General features: G+C 73.4%; 12 protein-coding genes. 6 read left to right on the forward strand and 6 right to left on the reverse strand.

Annotation, left to right across the window (positions count from 1 at the left end):
- Window positions 1–99 precede the first annotated feature (99 nt).
- Window positions 100–618, reverse strand: a complete 519-nt coding sequence (locus tag ACKUU6_RS14185) for an SCO4402 family protein (protein WP_407988885.1) — start codon at window positions 616–618, stop codon at window positions 100–102.
- A 267-nt stretch (window positions 619–885) separates the two neighbouring features.
- Between ACKUU6_RS14185 and ACKUU6_RS14190 the strand changes: the two genes are divergently transcribed.
- Window positions 886–2,085, forward strand: a complete 1,200-nt coding sequence (locus ACKUU6_RS14190) for an ABC transporter substrate-binding protein (RefSeq protein WP_407988886.1) — start codon at window positions 886–888, stop codon at window positions 2,083–2,085.
- A gap of 56 nt (window positions 2,086–2,141) precedes the next feature.
- On the opposite strand, the gene ACKUU6_RS14195 is transcribed toward ACKUU6_RS14190, so the two are convergent.
- A complete protein-coding gene (locus tag ACKUU6_RS14195; RefSeq protein ID WP_407988887.1) occupies window positions 2,142–3,227 on the reverse strand; it encodes a hypothetical protein in 1,086 nt (361 codons plus the stop codon).
- A 157-nt stretch (window positions 3,228–3,384) separates the two neighbouring features.
- Window positions 3,385–4,761, reverse strand: a complete 1,377-nt coding sequence (locus tag ACKUU6_RS14200) for a transcriptional regulator (protein WP_407988888.1) — start codon at window positions 4,759–4,761, stop codon at window positions 3,385–3,387.
- A 354-nt stretch (window positions 4,762–5,115) separates the two neighbouring features.
- Between ACKUU6_RS14200 and ACKUU6_RS14205 the strand changes: the two genes are divergently transcribed.
- On the forward strand, window positions 5,116–5,811 hold the full coding sequence (locus ACKUU6_RS14205; protein WP_407988889.1) for a bifunctional DNA primase/polymerase: 696 nt from the start codon (window positions 5,116–5,118) through the stop codon (window positions 5,809–5,811).
- A 413-nt stretch (window positions 5,812–6,224) separates the two neighbouring features.
- Here ACKUU6_RS14205 and ACKUU6_RS14210 read toward each other — a convergent pair whose 3' ends face one another.
- The gene (locus ACKUU6_RS14210) at window positions 6,225–6,923 is read right to left on the reverse strand and encodes a metal-dependent transcriptional regulator (protein WP_407988890.1); all 699 of its coding nucleotides are present in this window, start codon (window positions 6,921–6,923) and stop codon (window positions 6,225–6,227) included.
- 219 nt (window positions 6,924–7,142) lie between these two features.
- Here ACKUU6_RS14210 and ACKUU6_RS14215 point away from each other — a divergent pair, with 219 nt between their 5' ends.
- The 3 genes from ACKUU6_RS14215 (at window position 7,143) to ACKUU6_RS14225 (ending at window position 9,959) form a co-directional block, all read left to right on the forward strand.
- The gene (locus ACKUU6_RS14215) at window positions 7,143–7,892 is read left to right on the forward strand and encodes a sugar isomerase domain-containing protein (protein ID WP_407988891.1); all 750 of its coding nucleotides are present in this window, start codon (window positions 7,143–7,145) and stop codon (window positions 7,890–7,892) included.
- A 175-nt stretch (window positions 7,893–8,067) separates the two neighbouring features.
- Window positions 8,068–9,021, forward strand: coding sequence for a DUF4231 domain-containing protein (locus ACKUU6_RS14220; protein WP_407988892.1), 954 nt, complete (start codon window positions 8,068–8,070; stop codon window positions 9,019–9,021).
- Window positions 9,022–9,086: 65 nt separating this feature from the next.
- Window positions 9,087–9,959 carry an alpha/beta hydrolase gene (locus ACKUU6_RS14225; RefSeq protein WP_407988893.1) on the forward strand — a complete coding sequence of 291 codons (873 nt, stop codon included), beginning with the start codon at window positions 9,087–9,089 and terminating at the stop codon, window positions 9,957–9,959.
- A 19-nt stretch (window positions 9,960–9,978) separates the two neighbouring features.
- Here ACKUU6_RS14225 and ACKUU6_RS14230 read toward each other — a convergent pair whose 3' ends face one another.
- Window positions 9,979–10,932 (reverse strand): 2-hydroxyacid dehydrogenase, encoded by a 954-nt coding sequence (locus ACKUU6_RS14230; protein WP_407988894.1) that lies wholly within the window; start codon window positions 10,930–10,932, stop codon window positions 9,979–9,981.
- A 28-nt stretch (window positions 10,933–10,960) separates the two neighbouring features.
- A complete protein-coding gene (locus ACKUU6_RS14235) occupies window positions 10,961–12,721 on the reverse strand; it encodes a glycoside hydrolase family 35 protein (protein ID WP_407988895.1) in 1,761 nt (586 codons plus the stop codon).
- Window positions 12,722–12,806: 85 nt separating this feature from the next.
- On the opposite strand from ACKUU6_RS14235, the gene ACKUU6_RS14240 reads away from it, so the two are divergent.
- Window positions 12,807–13,718 carry an AraC family transcriptional regulator gene (locus ACKUU6_RS14240; protein ID WP_407988896.1) on the forward strand — a complete coding sequence of 304 codons (912 nt, stop codon included), beginning with the start codon at window positions 12,807–12,809 and terminating at the stop codon, window positions 13,716–13,718.
- The last annotated feature ends 186 nt before the right edge of the window (window positions 13,719–13,904 follow it).

The following is a 13,904-nucleotide window of genomic DNA, read 5'->3' on the forward strand; positions in this document are numbered from 1 at the left end:
GTTCTGCGGGTCGCTGGTGGCGGACCGCCCAGGGTGTCACATACCGGACGCCGCCCGCCCGCCCGCCCGCAGTGCGGACGGTGCAGTGCGGACGGCGGGTCAGCCGACCCGGGTCAGGATCCGCAGCACGTCCAGCGAGCGCGGCGGCCCGTCCGGGTCCTCGCCGTCCGCCAGGCTGAGCCGGACGTGGGCGGCCCGGGCCGCCCCGACCGCCTCCGGCCAGCCGGGGTGGCCCAGGTACGCGTGGGCGGGGGCGTCCGCGCCGATCTCGTGCAGCACCCGGAGTACCCGCAGCACCGCGGCGTCCACCAGAGCCGCCTCCTCGGCGTCCCGCAGGATCGTGCCGACGTACTTCTCGGCCGGCCAGCGGTCCAGCCAGGTGTCCTCGACCAGCCGGTAGACGGCGTCCGTGACGTCGCCGAAGCCGTCCTGGCCGGTCAGCCAGGTCTGCTGCTGGAACGCGGGGTCGGAGAGCATGTGGAGCGCCGAGCGGAGTCGGGCTCGCCAGCGCCACCAGGGCAGGTCGTTGAGCGGCATGCCGCCCATCGTGCTTGAGCGGTGCCCGCTACGAGAAGGGGTTCGGGCGGACCGATACGAAGAATCTGTACTCGCGGACATGGAGCTCGATGCTACGTGTCCCGACTTCACAGGTTCTACTCGCGTCACTCCGACCTTCCCACCCGGTGTTCCGTCCGCGTTGGCCCGTCGTTCGCTTTTCGGCCCTCTCGGCGCACTCCGCCGGGTCAAGGCTTGATGCGGCCGACCTGGCCGGCAGTCGTCTGAACCCGGGAGGGGCACCCCATCATGAGGCGCAGCGGATCGCCCGAGCACGCACGGCCTACCGGCAGCGGGAGCGGGGGCCGATGCCGCCGCACCGCCGGAGCGGTGACCGCCGCGCTGCTGCTGCCCGCCCTGCTCTCCGCCTGCGGCGGCCCCGCCGACGCCTCCCCGCCGGACGAGATCACCGTGATGACCTGGGCCCCCTCCGGCACCGGCTCCGCCGACCGGCCCGGGATGACCGCGCTGGCCGAGGCGGTCGGCCGTGAACTGAACGCCGGCGGCGGCCTGGCCGGGCACCGGGTCCGGGTGCTGACCTGCAACGAGCACGACACCACCGAGGGCGTCACCGAGTGCGCCCGGCAGGCGGTGTCCGCGCACGCGCTGGCCGTGGTCGGCTCGTACAGCCAGTACGGCGAGACCTTCATGCCCGTCCTGGAGGCGGCCGGTATCCCGTACGTCGGCGGCTACGGCCTCTCCACGCCCGAGTTCAGCAGCCCGTTCTCCTACCCGGTCTCCGGCGGCACCCCGGCGCTGATCGCGGGCAGCGGCCGGCAGCTGGTCGAGGCCGGCTGCAAGAGCGTCGCGGTGATCCGCCCGGACACCCGGGCCGGCGACACCCTGCTCGGCTTCCTGGCCGGGGCGCTGAAGCCCGCCGGGATCACCCTCAAGGACGTCAAGGCCCCGGAGCGCTCGAACGACTACACGGGGATCGCAAGGAAGGCGATCGGCGACGACCGGGCCGGCAACTGCGTCACCCTCGCGCTCGGCTCGGAGCCCACCGCCAACCTGCTGGACCCGTACCGGCGGCTGGAGCCCCGGCGGACCCAGCTCGCCTCGGTGATCGGCAGCTTCCAGCAGTCGGTGGTCGACTCCACCGGCGGCGACGGCGGCCCGCTCGGCGGTGCGCTGGCCACCGGCTGGTACCCGCCGGAGAGTTCCCGGGTCTGGGACGCGCTGCGCTCCACCGTGCGCCTGCACGGCGGCGGCAGCGCCCCGATCGACGTCTCGGACCCCGGCGTGCAGACCACCTGGGTCGCGTACGAGGTGTTCCGGCAGGTGGTGGAGCGGGCCGGGAACGGGCGGCAGATCACCACCAAGGCGGTCCGCGCGGTGCTGGACGGCGGCGAGCCGATCGAGACCGCGGGGGCCACCCCGCCGCTCACCTGGGGTCTCACCAACATGCTGCCCAGCGCCGACTCGCCCCGGCTGGTGAACACCTCGGTGACCTTCCAGCGGGTGCAGGGCGGCCGCCTGGTCGAGCAGCGTGCGGGCTTCGTCGACGTCCGCGGGATCCTGGCGGGCTGAGGCCCGGGAACGGCACAGGCCCGGCCCCCCTCGCGGGAACCGGGCCTGACTGCTGCTCAGAGGTCCGTGTCGGCCTTGGTCGGCAGACCGGCCTGGGCGGCGATCGCGTTCCACAGGGTGCTGGCCTGCCGCTTGGCCGTGGTGGCGTCGCCGCTGGCGGTGTTGCCGAGCTTGTAGTGCGGATTGTCCTTCTTCGCGGGGTCACAGGCCGCGAGCGAGTCGGCCGCCCAGAGCGCGTACTCCCGGTCGGCCTTGGCCGAGGCCTCCCACGCCTTCTTGAGCTGGTCGGCGAGCTGGGGACCGCCGGGCAGCTGGTCGGTCTTCAGCGCGGCCAGGCTGCTGACCAGCTGGTCCCGCTGGCCCGCCGCGTCGTTGAGGGCCTGCTGCGACTCCGGCAGCTTCTCGCACTTGCCCACCGAGGTGACCGCGCTGCCGACGCTCTGCCGGGTCGCGTTGGCGGTGCCGAGCACGGTGGCGAGCGCCTGCGCCTGGGCCTTCGTCTCCGGGCTGACCGCCGTGCCGCTGCCGCCGGTGGTGGCCGAGCCGTTCGCCGAGGTCTTGGCGACCGGGGCGGCGCCCTTGTCGACCTTGTCGTCGCCGCCGCTGAGCAGCACCGCGACCAGGATGCCGGCCGCCGCGAAGCCCGCCACCACGCCGCCGATGATCAGCCGGTTGTTCGCCCGCCGGGGCTCAGGCGCGGGCATCGGAGCGGGGTACGCCGGGGGCGCGGGCGGGTACTGCTGCTGCCCCCCGTACGAGGGCTGCTGGCCCCCGAAGCTCTGACCGCCACCGTACGACTGGTCACCGAACGGCTGCCCGCCGTAAGACTGCTGACCACCCATGGGCTGCGGCGGAGGCCCGAAGCCCGGCTGCTGCTGACCGCCCGTCGGATCACCGCTCGGGTACGGCGGCAGGAACTGGGTGGCCGGCGCGGGCTCGGCGGCCGCCTGCTGCGGCACGCCGGGGGCACCGGGGTACGTCTGCCCGCCCAGGTACTCGGGACCGCCGCCCTGGAACTGCTCCGTCGGCACGCCCTGCTGGACCGGTGGTGGCGGCGCCGCCGCGTCCGGCTCCGGTCTGAAGAGGTCGTCCAGGTTGAAGTCACCTGAGTTGGAGTGGGAGTACGAGCGGCGCTGGCTCAACGCGATTCCTCACCTGTGCACGGCCCACGACCGCACTGCGGAGGGGCTTCCTCGGTTCGTCCGCGCGCTCGCTGCCTCTACCACGCAGGGGACGCCCGACTATCACGCCCAACCTACCCCGTCACTCCCGCAGGTGACTACGCGCCCCGGAACTCCGTCACGCGGCCTCCAGCTCCATCCTGGCCTGGAACTCCCGCACCGCGCGGTGGCTCCGGTACGGCTCCAGCCGGCGGCGGAACTCGTCCAGGTACTCCACCCCCCGGTTCGAGCGCAGCCCGCTGAGCAGGCGGACCGCCTGGGTGCCGGTCTCGCAGGCGCGCTCCAGATCGCGCTGCTGGAGCTGGGCGGTGGCCAGCAGCACCAAGTCCACCGCACGGCGGCGGACCCTGGTCGGCGGGTGGAGTTCGAGGGCGGTGCGGGCGTACTTCTCGGCCTGCACGGCCTGCTCAAGGTCGCGGTGGCAGTGCGCCAACTCGTCCGCCAGGTAGGCCTCGTCGAAGTGCACGATCCAGTCCGGGTCGTCCTCGGGGTTGCGCTGCTCCATCGCGGCCAGCGCCTTGGCGGCCACCGCCTCGCAGGACCTGGCGTCACCGAGCAGGGCGTGGCCCCGGGCCTCGGCCGCGTAGAACATCGCCATCGCGGTCGGGGTGGCCACCGAGCGGGCGCCCTCCTGGGCGGCGCGGGCGAGTTGGGCGATCTCGCGCGGATTGCCCAGCGCGGCCGCCAGGTGGCTCATCGAGGCGGCCAGCACGTAGCCGCCGTAGCCCCGGTCGTCGGCGGCCTGGGCCAGCCGGAGCGCCTGGATGTAGTAGCGCTGGGCCAGGCCGGGCTGGCCGGTGTCCACCGCCATGTACCCGGCCAGTTCGGTCAGCCGGGCGACCGCGCCGAAGAGTTGACGGCCCGTCTCCTCCCGGTACGCACCACTGAGCAGTCCTGACACGACGCTGTTCAGGTAGTGCACCACCACCGGGCGGACGTGGCCGCTGCCGAACCGGTGGTCCAGGTCGACCAGCATCTGGGTGGTGGCCCGGATCGCCGCCACGTCGGCGGGACCGACCCGGGGACCGCCGGAGCGGGCCACCACCGGATCCGGTGGGGTGATCAGCCAGTCCCGGCTGGGCTCGACCAGGGCGGAGGCCGCCACCGTGGCACCGGAGAGGAACTCCCGGCGGCCGACGTCGCTGCGCCACAGCTCGCAGACCTGGTCCAGCGCGCCGCTGAGGGTGGCGGCGAACTGGAGGCCGACGCCGGAGCTGAGGTTCTTGCCGTCCGCCATGCCGATCTCGTCCACCGTGACACCACGGCCGAGTTTCCGGCCGAGCGCCTCGGCGATCACCGCCGGGGCCTGGCCGCGCGGCTGTTGGCCGCGTAGCCAGCGGGCCACCGAGGTCTTGTCGTAGCGCAGGTCGAGGCCGTGCTCGGCGCCGCAGAGGTTCACCCGGCGGGCGAGGCCCGCGTTGGAGCAGCTCGCCTCCTGGATCAGCTGCTGCAGACGCTCGTTGGGCTGCCGTGCGACGAGTGCTCTTGCGGCCATGGGCTTCGCCTCCCCACGCCCCCGGCCCTGACCGGCGGGCGACGATTTGCTGCTCGAACTGCCGACGTGCCGACCGGTTGGGACATCTGACTTGAGGTTAGCGATCAGCAACACCAGCGGGATACCCACGGTGACGGCCCCACCCCCCACGCGCCCTGCCAAATGCCCCTGTGCGCCCCCTGTTACGCCGTCAGGGCTCCTCCGCGTTCTACCCGCCCCCGACGCCCCGGAACCCGTCCGGCAGTTGGTCACCTCCGCGCGGCGCCGTCACCGGTACGGGTGACAATGCCGCCCGCCCGGAACCGACCGGGTCACGGGCCGTAACCCCACTCACGGACGGTAGTTGAGCAGCACGTGGAAGAGACCCCGAAAGCCCCCGAGTCGGGCCTGACCAAGCCGCTCGGCGCGGCCCTCAGTTACGTCGAGGATCGGCACTGGGAGGTCGCGGCCGGGACGTGGCTGCTCGACGACGACGGCCCGGCCCGCTGCTCCTGCGGCGACCTGCGCTGCCCGCTGCCCGGCGCGCACCCCACCCACGCGGAGTGGCGAGCCGAGGCCAGCGCCGGGCCCGGCGTGATCCGCCGCTGGTGGTCGGAGCAGCCGGGGGCGTCGGTCCTGCTGCCCACCGGCCGGTTCTTCGAGGTGCTGGACGTGCCGGAGGTGGCGGGCTGCCTGGCACTGGCCCGGATGGAGCGGCTGAACCTCCAGCTCGGCCCGGTGGTGGCGGCGCCCGCCTCGGCCGGTCTGCCCGGGCGGCGGCTGCTCTTCCTGGTGCTGCCCGGGGTGGTGGCCAAGCTGCCCGAGATGCTCCGCCGGCTCGGCTGGGGCACCGGCCGGCTGGACCTGGTGGCGCGCGGCGAGGGCGACTGGATCGTGGCCCCGCCCTCCCGGGTCGGCCAGTTCGGTCCGACCCGGTGGGCCAGGCCGCCGTCCGAGCTGAACCGCTGGCTGCCGGACGCCGAGGACCTGATCAGCCCGCTCGCGTACGCCTGCGGCCGGGAGGCGGCGCCGCTGCGGCCGCAACCGAGCCAGCCGGCCGCCGTGCGCTGACCGGTTGACGGCGGATCAGCCCGGTTGACGGCGGATCAGCCACCCCACCGAACCGCCGCCCTACGCCTATCGGGTGAGGGTGTGCACCGCGCGGGACCACGCGCGCGACTGACGGGCCCTGCCTCCCACCGGAGTCGGGGCCCGTCACACGTCTGCCCGGATAAGACACCGGTGTACCCCGCCGACCGGGGCGGAAGCCGCTCGTACGAGTGACAGCGCTCAAGGATTGCCAAGATCTGCCGAGGGGAGGAATTGCTCCGAGAGGTACCGCAGGAGGGCGCTCGGACGGGGAAGCCGAGCGAGGCGGATCGGGGGGCTCTCGGGGGACGGCGGGGGAACGGTGGGGGACGGCGGAGCCCGGTGCCAGGGGAGGCACCGGGCTCGGCCACACCACTCGGTGGACGGTCCGTGGACTACTGGACCTCGGCGACGAACAGGTGGGCGGCGATGTCCTTGGGGAGCTCCGCCGCACTGTCTCCGGAGCCGACCAGCACGCCGCCGTCGGCACCCGCGCCGACCCGGACGGTGTGGCCCGGGCGAATACCGGCCCGGCGCAGCGTGAGCATCAGGCCCTCGTCGGTCTGGATCGGCTCGCCGATCCGGCGTACCACCACGTTGACCCCGGCGTCGCCCGGCCGCACCGAGTCCAGGGTGGCCAGCGCGGCGTCGAAGCCCTCACCCTCGGCCCGGGTGTCCCCGAGCTCCTCCAGGCCGGGGATCGGGTTCCCGTACGGGGACTGGGTGGGGTGGCCGAGCATGGCGAGCACCTTGCGCTCGACCGTCTCGCTCATCACGTGCTCCCAGCGACAGGCCTCCTCGTGCACCTGCTCCCACTCCAGGCCGATCACGTCCACCAGCAGGCACTCCGCGATCCGGTGCTTGCGCATCACCCGGACGGCGAGCCGTCGGCCCTCCTCGGTCAGCTCCAGGTGCCGGTCACCGGCCACCCGGAGCAGGCCGTCCCGCTCCATCCGACCGACCGTCTGGCTGACCGTCGGGCCGCTCTGTTCCAGCCGCTCCGCGATCCGGGCGCGCATCGGGACGATGCCCTCCTCCTCCAGTTCCAGGATGGTGCGGAGGTACATCTCTGTGGTGTCGATCAGCCCAGACATCGCCGCTGGCTCCGTTCCTCGGTATCCTCACCGCCAATTCTGACGTACGCCGCAAGCAACCGACGGCGCGCGACCCCTTGTTCCCTGGGCTTTCCGTCAGCTCAGGAGCTTTTTCGTCACTGTTGACAGCGGCACCCCGCAGGCCGCACGGTGCTGGCCGTAGCTTTCTCCCACAGCTGCGGTCTGGACCACCGGGCCGCCTCAGGGTACGGAGATCTGATGAACGACCTGGTCGGGCAGTACTTCGACGCCGCGGTGGAGCACCTGCACCGGATCAGGACGGAGGAGGCCGGCTCGATCGACCGGGCAGCGGAACTGCTCGCCGAGGCGGTCGCGAACGGCCGCCGGATCTTCACCTTCGGCGCCGGGCACTCCTCACTGGCCGCCCAGGACGTGGTCTACCGGGCCGGCGGCCTGGTGGTGATCAATCTGCTGAACGTCCCCGGCATGACCGGGGTGAACGTGATGCCGGCGCCGCTCGGCAGTGCGCTGGAGCGGGTCTCCGGGCTGGCCACCACCACCCTCGACCTCACCCCGGCCCGGGCGGGCGACCTGCTCTTCGTGATCTCGCTCTCCGGCCGCCAGACCATGCCGGTCGAGCTGGCCCAGCACGCCCGGGCCCGGGGCCTGACGGTCATCGGCGTCAGCTCTCTGGCGTACCCGGGCCGGGTGAGTTCCCAGCACTCCTCGGGGACGTACCTCAAGGACCACTGCGACGTGGTGCTGGACAGCAAGATCGCGGTCGGGGACGGCGAGCTGAGCCATCCGGCCGCCGGGACCACCTTCGGTTCGGTCTCCACCATCGTCACCAGCGCGCTGATGCAGGCCGTGGTCGCCTCGGCCGTCGGCCGACTGGCCGACCGGGGCATCACTCCCCCGCTGTTCCGTTCCGGGAACGTGGACGGCGGCACCGAGTGGAACGTCAAGGTGATGACGGAGAACGCCGAACGGATCTACTACACGTTCTGATCAGCTTGCCCGATCGATCGTCAGTTCCCCTGTGATCATGGCCAGTTGACACACATACTGACCGGACACCGAGCGTACCGCCGCTCCGTCGGGGGCAGTAGGTACCTGCTGACACGGACGGCGAGGGGCGGGGGTCCAGATGGTGGCGGCTGGTGCCGGGCGTTCGATGGGGTGGGTGCGCGAGGACGAGTTGCTGCCCGAGCTGTTCTGGACGGCGGACTCCTCCTCGCTCCAGGGCCAGCGGCGCGCGGTCGCGCTCTCCCGCTGGGAGCTGCTGCTGCTGGTGGTGGCCGCCTTCGCCGGTTCGGCCGACGGCAGCCTGTGGGCCTGGGCGGCCGCCCTCGCGTACCTGCTCACGGTCGGCCTGGCCACCGTGACCGGCCGGCAGAACCCCCAGGGCCTCTGGTACGAGGGCCGGGCCGCCGCCGAGTCGGTCAAGACGCTGTCCTGGAAGTACGCGGTCCGGGCGGACGCCTACCAGCCGCCGCCGAAGACCCTGCCGGACGCCGAGCGGCTCTACGACGTCCAACTCGGCGGGGTGATCAACCAGTTCGGCACCAGCCGGGCGATCCCCCAGCTCGGGCGGGTGCAGGCGGAGCTGCAGTCCTGGCGCGGCCCGCTGGCCGGCCGGCCGCCGAGCCACCCGCAGATCACCGACACCATGCGGCAGTTGCGCGACCAGCCGCTGACCGTCCGGCGCGAGGTGTACCTGCGCGAACGGGTCAGGACGCAGCGGGAGTGGTACCGGAACAAGGCCAGGTACTGCACCAACGCGATCCGGTGGGCCGACCTGCTCGGCGTGGTGCTCCCGCTCACCGGCCTGGTGCTGGCCGTCCTGCGGGCCCTCGGCGAGTTCAGCTTCGACGCACTGGGCGCGGTCTCCGCGGTGGCCGCCTCGGTGTCCGCCTGGGCGCAGCTCCGCCAGTACCGCCCGCAGGCCGCCGCGTACACCATCGCCGCCTCCGAACTCGCGGTGATCGAAACCCAGTTGACCCAGCTCGCGGTCGACGCCCCCGACGCCGAGGAGAACTGGGCCCGGCTGGCCAGGGACGCCGAGGACGCCATCTCCCGGGAGCACACCACCTGGCAGGCCCGACGCGAGGTGCGCACCACCGACGCACCGCTCTAGGGCCCGCCCGAGCCATCTCGGGCGCTCGGGCCCTGAGGCCGGGACCACTCTCAGGAGGTAGCCACGTGGTGTTGCAACTGGTCGAGGTCGGTGACTCCCGCTCGCTCGCGGTCGAGACCTTCGGGGATCCGCACGGGCGGCCGGTGTTCGTCCTGCACGGTACCCCCGGCAGCCGGGTCGGCCCCTACCCCAGAACCTCCGTGCTCTACCGCCTCGGGGTCCATCTGATCGCCTTCGACCGGCCCGGCTACGGGGATTCCACCCGGCTGCCCGGCCGCCGGGTGGCCTCGGCGGCGGCGGACGTGGAGGCGATCGCGGACGCCCTGGGGCTGGACGAGATCGCCATCCTCGGCCGCTCCGGCGGCGGCCCGCACGCGCTGGCATGCGCCGCCCTGCTGCCGGACCGGGTCAGCCGGGTGGCCGCGCTGGTCAGCCTGGCGCCGCGGACCGCCGAGGGCCTGGACTGGTACGCCGGGATGACGCCGTCCAACGTGCACGCCTACCAGGAGGCGGAGCGCGGGTCCCCGTTCGCCGCCTCGTTCCAGGCCAGGTCCCGCCGGATCAGGGCCGACCCGGCCAGTGTGATCAGAGGCCTGGTCCCCGAACTACCGCCCACCGACCGGGCCCTGGTGACCGACTCGGGCATCCGGCAACGGCTGATCTCGACCTACCGGCAGGCGTTCCGGAACAGCGCCGACGGCTGGATCGACGACGTGCTGGCCTTCCTCGCCGACTGGGGTTTCAAGGTCGAGGACATCACCGTGCCGACCCGGCTCTGGCACGGCGCGGACGACCAGTTCTCCCCGGTCGGCCACTCGCGCTGGCTGGCCGACCACATCCCCGGCGCCGAGCTCTACCTGGAGCCGGGCGCCGCGCACTTCGGCGCCCTCCAGGTGATGGCCGAGGCGATGCGCTGGGCCGGTGCGGCCACGTCCTAGGGCCGTGCCCGGCAAGGCACTAGGGGCTGACCAGCGTCGGGGGCTGACCACCCGTCAGCACTGCCAGCAGGTTGTCCACCGCCAGATTGCCCATCGCCTGCCGGGTCTGCACGGTGGCACTGCCCAGGTGCGGGGCGAGTACCGCGTTCGGCTGGGCCAGCAGCGCCGCCGGGACGGCGGGTTCACGTTCGAAATTGTCCACCGCGGCCGCCGCGAGGTGGCCGGAGGCGAGGGATTCGGCCAGATCCTCCTCGTTCACGACTCCGGCCACCACGCTCACCACCACGGCACCAGTGGGGAGTTGGGCCAGCCGGTGCCGGTCCACCAGATGGCGGGTGGCGGCACTGAGCGGGCAGGTCACCACCAACACCTGGGACCGGGCGAACAGTTCGTCCAGCGGCAGCCACTCGGCCCCGGCCTCGTCCGCCGCCGGGAGGCGGCTGCGGTTGTGGTAGGCCACCGGCATCTCGAAGCCGACCGCCCGCCGGGCCACCGCCTGGCCGATCCGGCCCATGCCGAGGATGCCCAGCCGCGTCCCGGTCAGCTCCATGCCGAGCAGCAGGGTCGGTGCCCAGGCCCAGGCTTCGCCGGACCTGAGCAGCCGCTCGCCCTCCCCCAGCCGGCGGGTGGCGGCGAGCAGCAACGCCCAGGTGAAGTCGGCGGTGGCGGCGGTCAGCACACCGGGCGTGTTGCTGACCAGCACGCCCCGGGCCGCACAGGCGGCGCGGTCGATGTTGTGGGTGCCGACCGCGTGGTTGGCCACGATCCGCAGCCCGGGCCCGGCGGCCGCCAGGAACTCGGCGTCCACCACGTCGTCCAGCGTGGTGATCACCCCGGCCTTGCCGTGTACGGCCGCGAGCAGTTCGGCCCGCGTCATCGGCCGCACCTCGTCGTGCGAGGTCACCTCGACGTGCGGGGCCAGCCGTTCCACCACACCGGGCGCGAGCCGCCGGGTCACCAGTACCGAGTCCATGCCCCGACCCTACTCACCCCCTCCGGGCTCAGCCCAGCTCGGGCGACTCCCGCAGCTCCACCGAGCGCGGGCGGGCGTCGCCGAGTTCGAGCACCACCAGCTCGTTCACCCCGGCCCTGAGCAGCGGCTGCGGGCAGAACAGGGTGACCTGCGGGCCGCGCTGGTCGTAGGCGCCGAGCAGGAAGCCGTTCACCCAGAGCCGGCCGCGTCGCCCGCCGGGCACGGCCAGGAAGGTGTCCCCGGTGGTCTCCAGGGTGAACTCGCCCCGGAACACCGGTCCTTCGGCCCCGGCCTCGAAGTCGAGCGGCGGCAGCTCCGCCCCCAGGTCGAGGACGGCCGTCCGGCAGCCGTGCAGGTACTGCCGCTCGTGCCTGACCCCGCCCGTGATGCCCTTCCGGTCGGTGCCGGGGCCGTAGTTGACCCGGCCGAGCGAGTCCACCAGCAGCTCCAGGATCACCCCGCCGGGCACCGTGACGGCCTCCCCGGCCGCCCCCCGGGCCAGCTCCGCCCTCCGCTTGCCGTCCACCAGCAGCACCGCCCTGTCGTGCACCCCCTCGACGGTCAGCGGCAGTTCGGGCCGGTCCTGCGGGACCTCGATGAGGTACCTGACCACCCCGTGCTCGATCCCCAGCTCCTCGAAGGTGGGCGGCACCGGGTGTACCGACTCGGGACCGAACGGGATCGGCGCCGAGCCGGTCAGCTCCACCGACCGCCCGGCCAGCACCGGCGGCAGCTCCGGCAGCGCGGGCGTCCGGTCGTCCAGGTAGCGGACCTGCTCCGGGTGGTCCGCCGCGAACTCGGCCAGCACCGAACGGAACAGCTCGTACTTGGCGGTCACCGCACCCCGCTCGTCCAGCGGGGCGTCGTAGTCGTAGGAGGTGGTCACCGGCTGGTACGGGGACTCGGTCCAGTCGGTCGAGTTGTACGGCGGGTCGGCGAAGTTGGCTCCCGCGCCGGTGCCGAAGTTGCTGCCGCCGTGCGCCATGTACAGGTTGACCGAGCCGCCGGCCGCCAGCATCCGGCGCAGCGTGTCGGCGGCGTCGGCCGCGTCCCGGGTGTGGTGCGGCCTGCCCCAGTGGTCGAACCAGCCGTTCCAGTACTCCATGCAGAACGGCGGGTCCTCCGGCCGGTGCCGCCGGAGCGTCTCGAAGGCGGCCTCCGGCTCCGAGCCGAAGTTCACCGTGGCCAGCACCCCGGGCAGGGAGCCACCGGTGAGCATGTGGTCCTCCGGACCGTCCGAGGTGAACAGCGGGACGTCCACGCCCCGCCGCAGCAGCCCGTCCGCCAGGTGCCGAAGGTACGCCCGGTCGCTGCCGTAGGAGCCGTACTCGTTCTCCACCTGGACCATCAGCACGTTGCCGCCCCGGGTGGTCTGACGCTCCACCACCGGGGGCAGCAGCCGGTCGAAGAAGGCGTCCACGGCGGCCAGGTACTCCGGGTCCGAGGTCCTGGCCCGGCGGCCGACCCGCGCGGTCAGCCAGCCCGGCAGCCCGCCGTTGTCCCACTCGGCGCAGATGTACGGGCCCGGGCGGACGATCGCCCACAGGCCCTGCCGGGCGGCCTCGTCCAGGAAGCCGGCCAGTTCGTCCAGCCGCCGGAACTCGCCGGGCCGGGGTTCGTGCAGGTTCCACGGGACGTACGTTTCGACCGTGTTCAGGCCCATCGCGCGCAGCGCGGCCAGCCGGGCGGGCCACTGCTCGGGGCGGGTGCGGAAGTAGTGCACGGCCCCGGAGAGGATGCGGAGCGGGCCGCCGTCGAGCCGGAAACCGGTGGAGTCGTAGGTGAGCATGCCCCCAGCCTGCGGCAACCGGAGGGCCGGAGCCATGGACAAAGCCCCGGCGGGTGTTGGATTGTCGGCGGGAAGGAGGTGGGTCGTGGAGCGCTGGTGGCAGTACCTGACGCCCGGTCCGGCACAGCTCGCGACCGGCCTGGCCTGCCTCGGCGTCGGGATGCAGCGCGGCAGGCTGCCCACCGTGGGGCCGCGGACACTGGACCACTGGGTCGCCGTGGTGGTCACCACCGGACGCGGCTGGTTCACCGGCGCGAACGGCGCTCGCCAGCCCGTGACCGCGCCCGCCGTGCTCTGGCTGCGCCCCGGCGAGCCGCACCACTACGCGCCGGACGGGGGCGGCTGGGCGGAGTCCTTCGTCGACTTCACCGGCCCGGGCGTCGCCGGGTACACCGAGCTCGGTCTGCTGCCCGACGTGGACGTGACCCCGCTCACCACGACCGACTCCGCCCAGCGGGTGGTGGCCCGGATCGCCGCTGCCTGCCGCCGCGGCGGCCCGTTGGTGGATCTGGAGGCCTCGGCCGGGGTGCACGAGCTGCTGGTCGAACTCCGCCGCCACCGCGCCGACCTCGACCTCAACGGCGAGCCCGTCCTCGAAGTCCTCCGCCGGGACGCCTGCCTCCCGCTCTCGGTCGCCCAGCACGCCCGCCGGGCCGGCCTGACGGTCGCCGAACTGCGCCGGGCGGTCCGCTCGGTCGGGGCGGTCGGCCCGAAGGAGTACCTGCTGACCGTCCGCCTCAACGAGGCCAAGGCCCTGCTGGCCGCCAGCGAACTCCCGGTCGCCTCGGTGGCCCGCCGGGTCGGCTACGAGGACCCCGCCTACTTCACCCGCATCTTCACCCGCCGGGTCGGCCTGGCGCCGTCCGCCTTCCGCGCCCAGCAGTACCGGGGCGACGGCCGGCTCCGCGCCGTCCCGCACGACGAACTGGCCGAGGAACTGACCACCCTCTACGGCCCGGAACGGGCCACCACCGAGGCCGACCGCGCCACCGGGTAACCTCGTTCACCGTGGACCCCAAGACCCGAATGCGAATCGTGAGCGGCGCACTCGCGCTGCTGCTGGCCGTGGTGATCGTGAGCGCCCTCCTGCGACGCTAGCGCCACCCGGGGGCTCGGAGAACTGCGCTCGGCCGGAGCACACAGGGGCTCGGGGAACCGCGACGCCGGCCTCGCCACGTCACCG

This window comes from Kitasatospora sp. CMC57, from assembly GCF_045866025.2.
In the GTDB taxonomy this organism is placed as follows: Bacteria; Actinomycetota; Actinomycetes; order Streptomycetales; family Streptomycetaceae; genus Kitasatospora.